Origin of the sequence: Rhodococcus sp. PSBB066 (genome assembly GCF_017068255.1) — a bacterium.
Lineage (GTDB): Bacteria > Actinomycetota > Actinomycetes > Mycobacteriales > Mycobacteriaceae > Rhodococcus > Rhodococcus aetherivorans.
The window spans coordinates 3,222,968-3,237,675 of record NZ_CP070859.1 but is presented as its reverse complement, the minus strand read 5'-3'; the positions used below and the strand labels follow the sequence as shown (position 1 = coordinate 3,237,675).

Genomic DNA, 14,708 nt, shown 5'->3' with positions numbered 1-14,708 from the left:
TCAGACGCGGGTGGCCACCGTGTCGGCGGTGACGTCGCGCGGTGCGGGCGTCTCCGCGGGCGGGGCGGTGGGTCGGCGCAGGAACACGGCCCAGGTGACGACGATGCAGACCAGGTAGAAGGCGAGGAACACCCAGAACGCCATGGTCGCCGACTTGGCTTCGCTGCTGTAGGACGCGCGCAGCACCAGGTTGATCCCGACGCCGCCGAGTCCGCCGATGGCGCCGGCGAATCCGATCAGGGCGCCGGACATGCTGCGCGCCCATGCGGCCTTCCCGGCCCGGTCGAGCGAGTCGAGGCTCTGCGCCTTGGCCTCGAAGATGGACGGGATCATCTTGTAGACGGAGCCGTTGCCGATGCCCGAGAGCAGGAACAGGGCGATGAACCCGAGGACGAAGGTCACCATGATGCCGCCGGTGGCGGCGCCGGCGGTGGCGTCGTCGAGGGTGCCGGCGGTGACGAGCAGTCCCGCCGCGAGGGCCATTGCCGCGAACGTGTACAGCGTGATCCGGCCGCCCCCGATCCGGTCGGCCAGCTTGCCGCCGAGGGGCCGGGCGATCGAGCCGAGCAGCGGGCCGATGAACGCGATCTGCGCGGCGTGCAGGGAGGCCTCGGCGGCGGTCGCGCCCCCGGCCAGGAAGTTGATCTGCAGCACCTGCCCGAACGCGAAGCTGAAGCCGATGAAGGAGCCGAAGGTGCCGATGTAGAGGAAGCTGAGGATCCACGAGTCGCGGTACCTCAGGGATTCGCCCATCGCCCGCAGGTCGGCGCGCTGGTCACCGAGGTTGTCCATGAACAGGGCCGCGCCGAGCGCGGCGAAGGCACACAGCACCAGGTAGACGGCACACACGATCCACGGCTCGGTGTTGCCGACGGTGGCGATGACGAGCAGGCCGACGAGCTGGACCACCGGCACGCCGATGTTGCCGCCGCCCGCGTTCAGGCCCAGCGCCCAGCCCTTGAGCCGCTGCGGGTAGAAGGCGTTGATGTTGGTCATCGACGAGGCGAAGTTGCCGCCGCCGAGTCCGGCGACCGCGGCCACCACCAGGAAGGTGGTGTACGAGAAGCCGGGGTTGAGCATCAGGTACAGGGCCGCGACGGTGGGGATCAGCAGCACCAGCGCGCTGAACACCGTCCAGTTCCGACCGCCGAACCGGGCCGTGGCGACGGTGTAGGGAATGCGTAGCAGCGAGCCCACCAGGGTGGGCACCGCGACGAGGAAGAACTTGCCGGCGGGATCGATGCCGTAGACGTCGGCCGGCATGAACAGCACCATCACGGACCAGATGGACCAGACGGAGAAGCCGACGTGCTCGGCCAGGACGGACCAGATCAGGTTCCGCTTCGCGATCTCCTTGCCGCCGGCTTCCCATGCCGCCGTGTCCTCGGCGTCCCAGTGTTCGATGCGGTGCTTGCGCGCGAACTTCGCACGCAGGCCTTCGGTCGGTGATACTCCGGTCGTTGCGGCCACCCCATGCCCCTTCCTCGGGTCGGTATCGATGGACCCAAGGTAGGAAACGGGTGTTGCCGCGGTGCTGCCCTTGGTGACTGCCGCGTCAAGAGATGCTCACCTGCGGCAGGAGGCCTCCGTGAGGTCGGCGCCGCGGGTGCTCGCGGGCTGTGGACCGGCACCGGAACCGCCCCAGGTGTCCTCGACGTACCGGGGCCGGCAGGCGACCCGGCCGGCGACGAGCACCACGAGCGCCGCACACCCGAGGAACGCGAACGGCGCCGTCCAGCCGCCGGTGGCCTCGCGCAGCACACCGACCAGCACCGGGCCGAGACACGCGACGGTGTAGCCGAGACCCTGGGTGAAGCCGGACAGTGCGGCGGACGCTGCGTGGGTGCGGGTGCGCAGGTTGATCAGGGTGAGCGCCATGGGGAACGTGGTCGGCCCGACGCCGATCGCCAGCACCCACAGCGCCGTGGCCGTCAGCGGCGCGAGCAGCAGACCGGTGAACCCCACCGCGTAGCACGCCACGCACACGACGACGAGCGGGAACGGATCCCGCATGCGGGCGCACGCGGCGGGAGCGACGAACGAGGCGGTCAGGCCGACGAACGAGAACAGGGCGATCATGGCGCCGCCGAGCGCCTCGCTGCCGCCGGCGTCGAGCAGCACCGCGGGGATCCAGGTGAACATCGAGTAGGTGATCAGCGAGGTCATGCCGAACATGCCGGCCATGCCCCACGCGACGGGCGAGCGCCACACCCGGCCGGGCGTGGGCTGGGAGTGCGGCGCGTCGCCGGCGGCCGGACGCGTGCCGCGGGCCCGGTACAGGACGCCGATCCACGGGATCGCCGCGGCGAACGCCCACGCCGCCCACAGCCCGATGGACCAGCGCCACCCGGCGGCCTCGGCGACGGGGACCGCCGCGAGGGCCGGCAGCACCGTCCCGATCTGGACGCCGACGATGTACACGGTGCTCACGACCGCGAGCCGGTCGGAGAAGTACCTCTTGACCAGTGGCGGGATCACCACGTTGCCGACCCCCATCCCGGCGAGCGCGAGCGCGGAGAACGCGAGCAGTGTCCACGTCTCGTGGGTCAGCGCGCGCGCTGCCATGCCGAATCCGGCGGCCAGCATCGCGACGAGGGCCGTGGCCTCGAGCCCGGCCCGGCGCGCGATGACGGGGGTGAGCAGCCCGAACACCGCGAACATCGCGGTCGGCACCATGCCGAACACGCCCACCACGGCGGGCGCGAAACCGAGCTCGGCGCGGATCTGCTCGGCGAGCGGGCTGAACGAGGTCACGGCGAGGCGCAGCGTGAGCGCGGACATCACGATCGCAACGAAGACCAGGAGCCGTCCCCGCAGGAGGGACGGGGACGAGGATCCGGCACCGGTGACAGCCACGAGCGAAATCATAGGATGACCCGACGTCTATCGTCGAAGGTGTTTTCCGGATGCAGGAAGGATCCCCATGCGCACCGTGCGACGCACCAGCCTCATCGCCCAGGTCACCGAGCAGTTGCGCGACCAGATCCGTACCGGCGCCTGGGCGGTGGGCACCCGCATCCCTCCCGAACCCGCCCTGGCCGAGCTGACCGGGACGGGCCGCAACACCGTGCGCGAAGCCGTGCAGGCGCTCGTGCACTCGGGGCTGCTGGAGCGGCGGCAGGGCTCGGGCACCTACGTCGTCGCCACCTCGGAGGTGGGCAGCGCTCTCGGCACCTACTTCGCCGACGCCCACGAGCAGGACGTGCTCGAACTGCGGCAGGCGCTGGACGTCACCGCCGCAGCGCTCGCCGCCCGGCGCCGCACCGACGCGGACGCCGCGCACCTGACCGAACTGTTCGACGCGCGGATGCGCGCGTGGGCCGACCCGCGTTCGGCCGCCGCCCTCGCCGCCGACGTCGCCCTGCACCGCGCGATCGCCGAGGCCAGCCACAACGCCGTGTACCTCGAGTTCTACGACTCGCTGCTGCCCGTCATCGAGGAGACGATCCGGCGCCGCGTCGACGAGACGGGGGCGGGGTTCCACGACGAGCACCGCGAGCTGGTGCTCGCCGTCGTCGCGGGAGAGCCCGGCCGCGCCACCGCCGCCGCGCTCGCGATGTTCGGGGAGCTGCGCGGCGGCGAAGGCTAGAGGAGCAGCCGCACCAGATCCGAGGTGTGTGCCAGCCCCGGGAACGCCTCCTCCGTGGAGCGCGGATGCAGGGCGTGCACGGCGAGCCGGAACATCACCGCGCGCAACAGCATCTGCGGCCATTCCGGCAGGTCCTCCCACCGGCCGATGAGCTCGTCGTCGGCCCCGCCCCACGACAGCGCGTCGACGACGGCGACACCGGCCGCCCACGACGCGGGCCGCCAGTAGGGGGTGATGTCGGTCAGGCCCGGCGCGGCGCTGCCTGCGAAGAGCACGGTGCCGAACAGGTCACCGTGCACGAGCTGATCGGGCAGGTGGACCGGCTTGCGCAGCGTCGCGAGCTGGTTGATCAGGTCGATGCTCTTGCGTCCGTCGGGAGTGACGGTTTCCGGGGCGCCGGCGGCGCGGGCGGTGCGCAGGGGCACCGCCTCCCACGCCGCGCGGTCGGCGGCGACGAACACGTCGACGTCCTCCCACGGCGCCACGGGCGGCTGCATGAGGAAGCGCGGCCGCTCCAGCTGGGCGGTGGCCGCGTGCAGCCGCAGCGACAGGGCCACCACCTCGTCGTGCCGCGGTTCGGAGGTGCCCACGATGTAGGTGTCGGCGCGCCAACCGGAGACGACGTAGCGGCCGTCGGTGGAGCGGACGGGCCGCGCCAGTCGCACCCCGTCGACCCCGAGGGTCTCGCGCACCTTCGCCGACCACGCTGCGCGGGCATGGTCGGCGACCGGCGAGAGCACCACGTCGCCGCACCGCCAGCCACCGTCCCAGTCCGCCCCGAGCGGGACCGGTTCGACGTCGCGGAGGCCGAAGGTCGAGCGCACGTGCTGCGGGGGTTCGAGGGGACTCACGGGGCACACCGTACAGTCGGCGCCGCCCCGTTGAGGGGAAGGCACTCCGTTACCCGGGGACACCATTCCCGCATCGTTATCTTCCCCGTATTCCCCTCAGTACACGGGCAGCGAAGGGTCCACCTGCTGCGCCCACGCGAGCACCCCGCCCTGCAGATGCGTGGCGTCCGCGAAACCGGCCTCCTTCAGCACCGCGAGGGCCTCGGCCGAGCGGATCCCCGTCTTGCAGTGCAGCACGATCGGCCTGTGCTGCGGCAGCTCCGCCAGCGCCTCGCCGGAGAGGATGCGGTCCTTCGGGATCAGCCGCGCCCCCTCGATGTGGACGATGTCCCACTCGACCGGCTCGCGCACGTCGATCAGCTCGATCTCCCGGTCCGACTCGAGCAGCCGGCGCAGCTCGGTCGGGGTGATGGTGGACTCGGCGAGGGCGGCTGCGCCGTCGTCCGGCACCACACCGCAGAAGGACTCGTAGTCGACCAGCTCGGTCACCGGCACCCGGCCCGGGTCGCGGCGCAACGTCACCGTCCGGTAGCTCATCGCGAGAGCGTCATAGATCATCAGGCGTCCGAGCAGCGACTCGCCGATGCCGGTGATCAGCTTGACCGCCTCGGTGGCCATGATCGACCCGACGGACGCGCAGAGCACCCCGAGCACGCCGCCCTCGGCGCAGGACGGGACCATCCCGGGCGGCGGCGCCTCCGGGTACAGGTCCCGGTAGTTCAGCCCCCGCCCGTCCGGTGCGGCCTCCCAGAACACCGACACCTGTCCCTCGAACCGGAAGATCGACCCCCATACGTACGGCTTGCCGGCGAGGACCGCGGCGTCGTTGACGAGGTAGCGGGTGGCGAAGTTGTCGGTGCCGTCGAGGATCAGGTCGTACTGCTCGAACAGTGCGACGGCGTTGCCGGGGTCCAGGCGCACCGGGTGCAGCCGCACCTCCACGTTGTCGTTGATCCCGCGGATCGTGTCGCGGGCGCTCTCCCCCTTGGGGCGGCCCACGTCGGCGATCCCGTGGATCACCTGCCGTTGCAGGTTGGACGATTCGACATCGTCGAACTCGACGATGCCGAGGGTGCCGACACCCGCCGCGGCGAGGTAGAGCAGCACCGGCGAACCCAGGCCGCCGGCGCCGATGCACAGCACCCGCGCGTTCTTCAGCCGCCGCTGCCCCACCACCCCCACCCCGGGGATGATCAGGTGCCGGCTGTAGCGGGCCACCTCCTCGCGCGTCAGGTCCGCAGCGGGTTCCACCAGAGGTGGTAATGGGCTCACGACAGCTCCTCGGCCGGCTCGATCGGGCGGTTACCCGATTGTCCCATCCTCACGCCCGCGGATACGGCCACGGGTTGAACCTGCAGGTGAGTCCGTCGCGGGGGACGAGGCCCTCGGGATCGAGGCCGGCGATGTCGTCGTTGGCGGTGCCGAAGGACTGCTGCATCATGATCGGCGCGAGGCCCCCGTCGCTGCCGCACCCCTCGTGGGCGGCGAAGCCGATGGCGTGCCCGACCTCGTGGTTGATCTGATACTGACGGTAGGAGCCGATGTCACCCTGGAATGCGACGGCGCCACGCACCCACCGCGGCTCGTTGAGCAGGACCCGGCCCAGGCCCGGGTTGTAGCACGACACCTCCAGCTCGATGTCGTACCCGCAGCCCTGCCGGATCGTCATCTGGGACGTCAGCGACACCCGGAAGTCGGGCACGCCCTGATCGACGCGACGGAACGCGAACGCCGGGTCCTGTGTCCAGCTCTTCGGGTTGGCCAGGGTCTCGTCGACCATCCGGGCGAACGCCGCGTCGCCGCCGTAGCCGGTGGCGTCGACCCCGTCCTCGATCTCCACGGTGTAGGTGTAGACGCGGCCGGTGCCGACCTGACCGCTGGTCCCGGGCACCACCCGCCAGGTGCCGGCGCCGGCCACCGTGAACGGCCCGCCGTCCGGGAGCGCGCCGGACGGCAAATCGGCGGGGAACGTGCCGTCCGCGACCGGCGCGGGCACGCCCACCACGTCGCCGGATGCGGCCGCCGCGTCCCCGGCCGCCGTGGCCTCGGGCGTGCTGCCACCGGTACGCAGCGCATCCACCAGGACGATCACCGTGAGGACCGCGAGGACGGGGATGGCGTAGGCCCGCCATCCGTAGGTCGCGACGAACCGGCCGAGCCGGGTCTGCCTGCGCACCCCGCGGTCCGGGCGCGGCGGACGAGGAACCTTCTCCCCGCCCGAGACGGGATCCCACTGAGCTCGCAGAGGCTGGTGGGAAGGGGCGCGGCTGCGTCGCCGGTCGGACGTCCGGTCCTCGGGTGTCCGGTGCGGACTGCGCACCGGGCGGCGCGGTGTGTCCGTCACGCCGGCTCCTGCTCGGTCGGTCACGGTTGCCAGACTCTCATACGGCCGTCGCCGGCCGTGCCGGGTCGCCGAGCGCGGGCGCCGACCGCCGCCACGCCGATGTGGCGCCGCGCACAGTGGGCCTTCGGCTGGGATACTCGTGGGTAGGGGTGCACGGCACCTCGAGGCCCCCCGGCCTGTAACGTGCAGAGACGATTGCACGTCGTAGTGGTAGGCATCACTTCGACGAATTTTTCGGATTGGGAGCGACATGACCGAACTCGCAGCCCGGACATCGTCCGGCCGCGCCACCAGCTCGGGCAACGGCACCGGCACTCGACGCGGCGCCCGGATGCCGCGGGACGAGCGCCGGGTCCAGCTCCTCGCTGCAGCCAGCGAAGTCTTCGTCACCCGCGGATACCACGCGGCCGGCATGGACGAGATCGCCGAGTGCGCCGGGGTCAGCAAGCCGGTGCTGTACCAGCACTTTCCCGGCAAGCTCGAACTGTACTGCGCTGTGCTGCAGAGCTACGTCGACAGCCTGATCGCCGGTGTCCGCCAGGCCCTGCGGTCGACGACCGACAACAGGCAGCGCGTCCGCGCCGCGGTGCAGGCGTTCTTCGACTTCGTCGACAACGACTCGCAGGGTTTCCGTCTGGTGTTCGAATCGGACCTGATGGGCGAGCCGCAGGTGGCCCACCGCGTGGAGCAGGCCACCGAGGCCTGCGTCGACGCGGTGTTCGACCTGGTGAGCCACGACTCCGGTCTGGACCCCTACCGGGCGCGCATCCTGGCGGTCGGCCTCGTCGGCACCAGCCAGTTCACCGCCCGCTACTGGCTCGAGGCCGCCCGGCCGATTCCGAAGGAGGACGCCGTCGACACCACGGTCGCTCTCGCCTGGGGTGGACTCTCGCACGTGCCGCTGCAGCCGGAGCTGCGCAGGCGGTAACCGGAAGGCGCCGACCAGACGGCGCCGACCCCAGGGCCGGGGCCGCGCCCGCGACGACAGAAGGGCCGGGGCAGCAGCCCCGGCCCTTCGTCGTGATGCCGTCGTTCTAGGTCGCCGCGAACCCGACCTTGCGAATGTCGGCGGGGCCGATCTCGACGTAGGTGACCCGCGCCGCCTGCACGATGAGCTTGCGGCCCTTCTCGTCGACGAGTGTCAGCACGCCGTCCTTCTCGCCGGCCAGGGCTTGCGCCACGAGCGACTCGACCTCGTCGGGCGTCTGCTCGCTGATCACGGTGAGCTCGCGGGGACTGTCCGCAACACCGATCTTGACCTCCACGGTCGACCTCCGAACTCTCAGGGCTCTACAGCTGTCCCCGCCCAGGCTAGTGCAGTCCCAGCACCGCCATCCGCTCGGCGTGCTCGAGCTGCATCCGGTCGAACAACGCGGCAATGTCGGTGAGATCACCGGACGCGGCGATCACCAGATCGGTGAGGTCCTCACGCTGGGCCATCACGTACTGCGCCTGGGTGATGGCCTCGCCGAGCAGCCGCCGTCCCCACAGCATCAGCCGGTCCTTGTCGGCCGCGCTGCGCCGCACCGCCTCGCGCACCTCGTGCACCACGAACTCCGAGTGCCCGGTCTCGGCGAGGACATCCCGCACGACCTCCGCCACCTCGGGGGCGAGGGTGCCGGCGATCTCGCGGTAGAAGTCGGCGGCGATGCCGTCGCCGACATACGCCTTGACCAGCGACTCGTGCCAGTTCGAGGGGTTCGTGGACGCGTGGTACGCGTCGAGGGCGCGCCGGTAGGGCTCCATCGCCGTGTAGATCTCCACGCCGCGCGCGGTGAGCGCGGCGTGCAGCGTCTCGAAGTGGCTCATCTCCGCGGCGGCCATGCTCGCGAACGCCACCCGCCCCTGCAGGCTCGGCGACATCCGTGCATCGTCGGCGAGGCGGTAGAAGGCCGAGATCTCACCGTAGGCGAGCACCGCGAACAACTCGGCGACGCCGGGATGATCGGCCGGGACGCGCGCCGGAGCGGCGGGTGGACGAGACTCTGCGGCGGACGGCGACGTTTCGGCTCCCATGACGACACAGCGTAGTACCCAGCCGGTGACCGCGCGGCTCACGGTACAATGGTCCTGGAAGGCCGCGCCTCGAGGCGCCGACCACCGGCCCCGCGGACTTCACCGATGATGTGCGCGCACCCGATCGCAGATCGCTGCCGCGCCTCGCAGAGCCCGTTCCGGTCGCTCTCGCTGAGGCGCAGGCCGGTCGCCTCTCCACTCGTGCGTGCGTGCCGAGACCAGGAAGGCCAGACCCCTGAGCAAGATCACTGTCGACCACGAAGACGACGCCACCGAAACCACGGTGTCGGCCCAACTCGACTCCACCCACACCCCGCCCACGTTCGGCGAGCTGGGCGTGCGGGACGAGATCGTCCGCGCTCTCGCCGAGATGGGCATCGAGCGCACCTTCGCCATCCAGGAGCTGACGCTCCCCCTCGCCCTCGCCGGCGACGACCTGATCGGACAGGCGCGCACCGGCATGGGCAAGACCTTCGGGTTCGGTGTCCCGCTGCTGCACCGCCTCACCACCACCGCGTCCGGCACCACCGCCCTCGACGGAACGCCCCGCGCCCTGGTGATCGTGCCGACGCGCGAGCTGTGCCTGCAGGTCACGCAGGACCTCGAGAACGCCGCCAAGTATCTCCGCGGCGCCGACGGACCGCTGAAGGTTCTGTCCGTCTACGGCGGGCGCCCGTACGAGACACAGGTCGACGTGCTGAAGAAGGGCGTCGACGTCGTTGTCGGGACCCCGGGCCGCCTGCTGGATCTCGCCAACCAGGGTCACCTGATCCTCGGCAAGATCGGCATCCTGGTGATGGACGAGGCGGACGAGATGCTCGACCTCGGCTTCCTCCCGGACATCGAGCGCATTCTCGGCATGGTGCCCGACCGCCGCCAGACGATGCTGTTCTCGGCGACGATGCCCGGCCCGATCATCACGCTCGCCCGCACCTTCCTCACGCGCCCGACGCACATCCGGGCCGAGGAGCCGGAGTCCTCCGCGGTGCACGAGCGCACCAACCAGCTCGTCTACCGCGCGCACGCACTCGACAAGGCGGAGCTGGTGGCGCGGGTGCTGCAGGCCGAGGGCCGGGGCGCCACGATGATCTTCACCCGCACCAAGCGCACCGCGCAGAAGGTCGCCGACGAGCTCGCCGAGCGCGGCTTCGCCGTCGGAGCCGTGCACGGCGACCTGGGGCAGATCGCCCGGGAGAAGGCCCTCGACAGGTTCCGCAAGGGCAAGATCGACGTGCTCGTCGCCACCGACGTGGCCGCCCGCGGGATCGACATCGACGACGTCACCCACGTCGTGAACTACCAGTGCCCCGAGGACGAGAAGACCTACGTCCACCGCATCGGCCGCACCGGCCGGGCGGGGCGCACCGGCATCGCCGTCACCCTGGTCGACTGGGACGACATCCCGCGCTGGCAGCTCATCGACAAGGCCCTCGACCTCGGCCTGTCCGACCCGGTCGAGACGTACTCGAGTTCGCCGCACCTGTTCGAGGAGCTGGGCATCCCCGAAGGCACGACCGGCACGGTCCGCAAGGCGCCGGCGGAGCGGCCCGCCCGCGAGGAGGCCGCCGAGGCCGCCGAGGACGCGGCACGACCCAAGCGCACCCGGGTCCGCCGGCGCACCCGCGGTGGCCGGCCCGACTCCGGAAGTGCCGAGAACACCGGACCCGAGAACACGAGCGCCTCGTCGGAGCAGGCCGAGGACTCCGGGGACGGGACGGCGGCGCCCGCACGCCGGCGCCGGCGCCGGCGCCGCGGCGGTTCCTCCGCGACGGCGAAGAGCGACACGGTCACGGCCTCGGCTGCCCAGTAGTCGGCCGCGATGCTCGCACCGGAGCGCAGAACCCGGGCGGACCTGATCGCAGCCCTCCTGCTCGCCGTCGCGGTCGTCGCGGCGGCGAGCGTCGTCTGGCTGCGGTCGGACGCACGCGGCACCGTGTCCGTCACGACCGACGCGGCACCCGACGCGCCGGCGTCCGCGACGGCGGTGCCGTCGACGCTGACGGAGGCGTGGCGGGCCCCCAGCGGCGCGACCTCCCGTCCGATCGCGGTCGGAGGTGTCGTGGTCACCGGCGACGGCGGCACGGTCACCGGCCGCGCCCTCGACTCGGGCGCCGAGCTGTGGCGCTACGGCCGCGACATGCCGCTGTGCGGGGTCGTGGAGGACTGGCGCACCGCCGTGGCGGTGTACCGCGACCAGCGGGGATGCAGCCAGGTGACCCAGCTGGTCCCCGATTCGGGGATGCGCGGGGCGCAGCGTTCCAGCGACGCCGACGACGCAGTGACCCTCACCGCCGCCGACACCCACGTGATCTCGCGGGGCGACACCCGCCTCGAACTGTGGCGGTCGGATCTCGTGCGCACGCTCGAGTACGGGCGCGTGGACGCGCCCGTCGTGCCGGGGGCGCAACCCCGCAACGGGTGCACGCTGCGCTCGGCCGCGGCCAGCAGCACCCGGCTGGCGGTCGTCGAACGCTGCCCGGGCGAAGAGGCGGACCGGTTGACGCTGCTCGAGACGACCCCGGAGGCAGACTCCCAGCCGAAGGAGATCGCCTCGTCGGTGCTGCCGGAACTGGGGCCGGACGACATGGGTACGCGCGTCGTCGCGGTGAGCGGTGAGCGCACGGTGCTGTACCTGCCGCCCACCGCCTCCTCCGGGCCCGTTCTCGCCGGATACGACGCCGCCGGCACGCTGACCGCCCGGCACCCGCTGTCGGCCGCGGCGACGCCGGACGCGGTGTTCCCCGCCGCGGTGCAGGGTTCGTTCCTCACGTGGTGGTCGGGCACGGAGACCGTCGCCCTCGGCGGCGACGACCTGGTGCCGCGGTGGACGCTGCCCGGGACGACGGGCACCGGCGCCGCCATGGCCGGGGCCCTGCTGCTGCCGGTGCGCGACGCCCTCGCGGTGGTCGAGCCTGCCACCGGGGCGGTGCAGGGCCGGATTCCGGTCGTGCGCGACGAGGCGGGAGTGGTGAACGTGGCGGTCGCCGGGACTTCGGTGCTCGAGCAGCGCGGGCCGCAGGTCGTAGTGCTGCGATGAGCCCCCGAGGAACTCACCGCGCACCTCACGACGTGAAGGTGACCAGCTTCTTGCCGTCGCGCCAGTGGGCGAGCAGGTTCTCGGCCAGCTCGCGATAGGCCTCGGCGCCCTTGTTCTTCCGGCCGGCGAGCACCGACGCCCCCGACGCCGACGCCTCCGCGAAGCGCACGGTGCGCGGGATCGGCGGCGCGAGCACCGGCATGTCGTACCGGTCGGCGACGTCGGCGAGCACGTCGCGGCTGTGCGTCGTGCGAGCGTCGTAGAGCGTCGGCAGGGCACCGAGGAGCTCGAGGTCGGGGTTGGTGATCTGCTTGACCTCGGCGACGGTACGCAGCAGCTGCCCGACGCCGCGGTGCGCGAGGGTCTCGCACTGCAGGGGCACGAGCACGGACTGCGCGGCGGTCAGGCCGTTGAGCGTGAGCACGCCCAGCGACGGCGGGCAGTCGATCACGACGACGTCGAAACTGTCGAGCAGCGGGGCCAGCGCCCGCCGGAGGGTGAACTCCCGCCCCGGCCGCATCAGCAGCAGCGCCTCGGCCCCGGCGAGGTCGATCGTCGCGGGCAGCAACGTGAAGCCCTCGTCCGTGTCGAGCAGAACCTCCTTGGCCTCCGCCGCCCCGACCAGCACGTCGTGCACCGAGCGTTCGAGCCGGTCGGGGTTGTGCCCGAGCGAGAATGTCAGGCATCCCTGCGGGTCCAGGTCGACGACGAGCACCCGCTGCCCCAACCCGGCCAGGGCGGCCGCCAGAGACGCGACGGTGGTCGTCTTCGCGACGCCACCCTTCTGATTTGCCACCGCAAGTACCGTTGTCACGGAACGATCCTCGCCTAAAAGTCGTCCGAACGCGAGAATCGACCGCGACTTCCGCCGTCCGGCGGGTCGCCGATCCCCACGAAAGGCCCCCGATCGTGATCCGCCGCGCCCGTCCCGCCGACGTCGACGCCCTCACCGCCCTCGTCTACGAGCTGGCCGAGTACGAGAAGGCCCGCGCCGAGTGCACCGTCGTGCCCGAGCAGCTGCACACGGCGTTGTTCGGCAGGGACGCCGCCGCGTTCGCCCACGTCGCAGAGGACGCACAGGGAACGGTGGTGGGCATGGCGCTGTGGTTCCGCAACTTCTCCACCTGGGACGGGGTGCACGGCATCTACCTCGAGGACCTGTACGTCCGGCCCGAGCACCGGGGCCACGGCCACGGCCGCGCTCTGCTCGCGGCACTGGCCCGCGAATGCGTCGACCGCGGCTACAGCCGCCTGAGCTGGTCGGTGCTGGACTGGAACACGCCGTCGATCGGGTTCTACCGCTCGCTCGGCGCCGTCCCGCAGGACGAGTGGACCACCTTCCGCCTCAGCGGGCAGGCACTCGCCGCGCTCGGCGGAGATCAGGCCACGTCGTCGGCGTCCGGGGCGTAGTCCTGCGCCAGCCAGCGCGTCGTCGGCGGGCTGAACAGCAGCACCAGCGCCGGCACCACGATCAGGGCGAGCAGGATGCCGAGCACGACCTGGTGGGAGTCCGTCAGCAGCGACCAGGCCACCGGCAGCAGCAACAGCTGGGCGACGATCGCCACGGCCCGCCCCCACCGCTTGCCCCGCAGCAGCGCGATCCCGGCCGCGAGCACGCCGCCGAACAGGATCCCCAGCCACAGTGCGAGGCCGTAGCCGTTGCCGACCGTCTGGTCGTGCCCGCCCGTGAGGGCCCGGACCACCGAGACCACAGCGAAGCCGATGGCGATCACGCCTTCGAGGACGACGAGACCACCCGCGGCTCGAACGGTCGACGGAACGGTGCTGCGTGGCGACTCGGTGGACACCCGGCCAGCGTAGTGGACCCGTACGAGACCACTTAGGCTGATGCTCCGTGCGCGCACTGCTGATCGTGAACCCCAACGCGACGACCACCACTCCGGCCGGTCGCGACCGGCTGGCCCGTGCGCTCGCCGACCGGGTCTCCCTCACCGTCGCCCACACCACCCATCGGGGGCACGCCGCCGAACTGGCCCGCTCGGCGCACGCCGACGGGATGGACGTCGTCGTCGCGCACGGCGGCGACGGCACCGTCAACGAGATCGTCAACGGCCTGCTCGGCACCCCGTCGGAACGGGTGGCCGACCCCACTCTCCCCCTGCTCGCGGTGGTCCCCGGCGGCTCGGCCAATGTCTTCGCCCGGTCGCTGGGCGTGGACGCCGATCCGGTGACGGCGACCGAGCAGTTGCTCGACCTGCTGGCCCAGCGCACTACCCGCCGGATCGGCCTCGGCCACTGCGACGGCCGGTGGTTCGTCTTCAATGCGGGACTCGGGCTCGACGCGCAGGTGTGCGAGGCCATCGACCTGAGCCGGCTGGGCGGGCGGAAGGTCACCACCGCGCGTTACGTCGCGCATTCGATCACGCAGTTCTTCAAGTCGAAGGGCGCCGAACCCGCGCTGACGTTGACGCTGCCCGGCCGGCCACCGATCCCGGGCGTGTACTACGCGTTCGTCTCCAATTCGAGCCCATGGACCTACCTCGACAAGCGCCCGGTGCATACCAACCCGGGCACCTCGTTCGAGACCGGGCTCGGAGTCTTCGCGATGACGACGACGGCGGTGTTCGCGAGCCTGCGGGTGGTCCGCCAGCTGCTCGCGCGGCGCGGCGATCCGAACTCCCGTCGCCTGGTGCGCGTCGACGACGTCGCGCGGGTGCAGGCGGTGTCGTCCCGGCCGATCGGCCTGCAGGTCGACGGCGACTACCTGGGCCTTCGCACCGAAGTGGAGTTCGTGTCGGTGCCCGCCGTGCTCGACGTCGTGGCCCCGTGTCCCGGGCGCGCCGACGCCCGTACGTGATCCGGGTTACATTTTCGTTTCCCGAGGTGTACAAAGGAAGTTCGAACCCAAAT

General features: G+C 71.7%; 15 protein-coding genes. 6 read left to right on the top strand and 9 right to left on the bottom strand.

Annotated features, from left to right (window positions below):
- A complete protein-coding gene (locus tag JYA75_RS14785) occupies positions 1-1,470 on the bottom strand; it encodes a nitrate/nitrite transporter (RefSeq protein ID WP_029544583.1) in 1,470 nt (489 codons plus the stop codon).
- Positions 1,471-1,566: 96 nt separating this feature from the next.
- Positions 1,567-2,868 carry an MFS transporter gene (locus JYA75_RS14780; RefSeq protein WP_043797064.1) on the bottom strand — a complete coding sequence of 434 codons (1,302 nt, stop codon included), beginning with the start codon at positions 2,866-2,868 and terminating at the stop codon, positions 1,567-1,569.
- A gap of 55 nt (positions 2,869-2,923) precedes the next feature.
- Here JYA75_RS14780 and JYA75_RS14775 point away from each other — a divergent pair, with 55 nt between their 5' ends.
- Complete coding sequence (locus JYA75_RS14775; protein WP_203330135.1) at positions 2,924-3,589, top strand: FCD domain-containing protein; 666 nt, start codon at positions 2,924-2,926, stop codon at positions 3,587-3,589.
- On the opposite strand, the gene JYA75_RS14770 is transcribed toward JYA75_RS14775, so the two are convergent.
- From JYA75_RS14770 to JYA75_RS14760, 3 genes are all read right to left on the bottom strand, one after another.
- Entirely contained in the window at positions 3,586-4,440 is an 855-nt protein-coding gene (locus JYA75_RS14770; protein ID WP_006942736.1) for a TIGR02569 family protein, read from the bottom strand. The genes JYA75_RS14775 and JYA75_RS14770 overlap by 4 nt on opposite strands.
- Positions 4,441-4,536: 96 nt before the next feature.
- Positions 4,537-5,712, bottom strand: coding sequence for an adenylyltransferase/sulfurtransferase MoeZ (gene moeZ / locus JYA75_RS14765; protein WP_037200995.1), 1,176 nt, complete (start codon positions 5,710-5,712; stop codon positions 4,537-4,539).
- Between the two features lie 49 nt (positions 5,713-5,761).
- The gene (locus JYA75_RS14760; protein WP_231386028.1) at positions 5,762-6,685 is read right to left on the bottom strand and encodes a DUF3152 domain-containing protein; all 924 of its coding nucleotides are present in this window, start codon (positions 6,683-6,685) and stop codon (positions 5,762-5,764) included.
- 349 nt (positions 6,686-7,034) lie between these two features.
- Here JYA75_RS14760 and JYA75_RS14755 point away from each other — a divergent pair, with 349 nt between their 5' ends.
- Positions 7,035-7,712 carry a TetR/AcrR family transcriptional regulator gene (locus JYA75_RS14755; RefSeq protein ID WP_006942732.1) on the top strand — a complete coding sequence of 226 codons (678 nt, stop codon included), beginning with the start codon at positions 7,035-7,037 and terminating at the stop codon, positions 7,710-7,712.
- A 106-nt stretch (positions 7,713-7,818) separates the two neighbouring features.
- On the opposite strand, the gene JYA75_RS14750 is transcribed toward JYA75_RS14755, so the two are convergent.
- Together JYA75_RS14750 and JYA75_RS14745 are read right to left on the bottom strand one after the other, a co-directional pair.
- Positions 7,819-8,049, bottom strand: coding sequence for a DUF3107 domain-containing protein (locus JYA75_RS14750; RefSeq protein WP_006942731.1), 231 nt, complete (start codon positions 8,047-8,049; stop codon positions 7,819-7,821).
- Between the two features lie 46 nt (positions 8,050-8,095).
- Positions 8,096-8,800, bottom strand: coding sequence for a ferritin-like fold-containing protein (locus JYA75_RS14745; RefSeq protein ID WP_203330134.1), 705 nt, complete (start codon positions 8,798-8,800; stop codon positions 8,096-8,098).
- A 205-nt stretch (positions 8,801-9,005) separates the two neighbouring features.
- Between JYA75_RS14745 and JYA75_RS14740 the strand changes: the two genes are divergently transcribed.
- Both JYA75_RS14740 and JYA75_RS14735 read left to right on the top strand, forming a co-directional pair.
- A complete protein-coding gene (locus JYA75_RS14740) occupies positions 9,006-10,610 on the top strand; it encodes a DEAD/DEAH box helicase (RefSeq protein ID WP_185712831.1) in 1,605 nt (534 codons plus the stop codon).
- 9 nt (positions 10,611-10,619) lie between these two features.
- Positions 10,620-11,837: a hypothetical protein gene (locus JYA75_RS14735; protein WP_065922409.1), complete on the top strand. Its 1,218-nt coding sequence runs from the start codon at positions 10,620-10,622 to the stop codon at positions 11,835-11,837.
- Positions 11,838-11,862: 25 nt separating this feature from the next.
- On the opposite strand, the gene JYA75_RS14730 is transcribed toward JYA75_RS14735, so the two are convergent.
- Positions 11,863-12,651 (bottom strand): ParA family protein, encoded by a 789-nt coding sequence (locus JYA75_RS14730; protein ID WP_006942721.1) that lies wholly within the window; start codon positions 12,649-12,651, stop codon positions 11,863-11,865.
- A 95-nt stretch (positions 12,652-12,746) separates the two neighbouring features.
- Here JYA75_RS14730 and JYA75_RS14725 point away from each other — a divergent pair, with 95 nt between their 5' ends.
- Positions 12,747-13,247 (top strand): GNAT family N-acetyltransferase, encoded by a 501-nt coding sequence (locus JYA75_RS14725; RefSeq protein ID WP_006942720.1) that lies wholly within the window; start codon positions 12,747-12,749, stop codon positions 13,245-13,247.
- Here JYA75_RS14725 and JYA75_RS14720 read toward each other — a convergent pair.
- Positions 13,217-13,645 carry a hypothetical protein gene (locus JYA75_RS14720; RefSeq protein ID WP_006942719.1) on the bottom strand — a complete coding sequence of 143 codons (429 nt, stop codon included), beginning with the start codon at positions 13,643-13,645 and terminating at the stop codon, positions 13,217-13,219. The two genes, JYA75_RS14725 and JYA75_RS14720, sit on opposite strands and share 31 nt — an antisense overlap.
- Positions 13,646-13,692: 47 nt before the next feature.
- On the opposite strand from JYA75_RS14720, the gene JYA75_RS14715 reads away from it, so the two are divergent.
- Positions 13,693-14,655 (top strand): diacylglycerol kinase family protein, encoded by a 963-nt coding sequence (locus tag JYA75_RS14715; RefSeq protein WP_006942718.1) that lies wholly within the window; start codon positions 13,693-13,695, stop codon positions 14,653-14,655.
- The last annotated feature ends 53 nt before the right edge of the window (positions 14,656-14,708 follow it).

Excerpts from the sequence above, each read along its gene's own strand:
- JYA75_RS14745 (WP_203330134.1), bottom strand. The coding sequence starts at position 8,800 with ATGGGAGCCGAAACGTCGCCGTCCGCCGCAGAGTCTCGTCCACCCGCC.
- JYA75_RS14755 (WP_006942732.1), top strand. The coding sequence starts at position 7,035 with ATGACCGAACTCGCAGCCCGGACATCGTCCGGCCGCGCCACCAGCTCG.
- JYA75_RS14780 (WP_043797064.1), bottom strand. The coding sequence starts at position 2,868 with ATGATTTCGCTCGTGGCTGTCACCGGTGCCGGATCCTCGTCCCCGTCC.
- JYA75_RS14775 (WP_203330135.1), top strand. The coding sequence starts at position 2,924 with ATGCGCACCGTGCGACGCACCAGCCTCATCGCCCAGGTCACCGAGCAG.
- JYA75_RS14735 (WP_065922409.1), top strand. The coding sequence starts at position 10,620 with ATGCTCGCACCGGAGCGCAGAACCCGGGCGGACCTGATCGCAGCCCTC.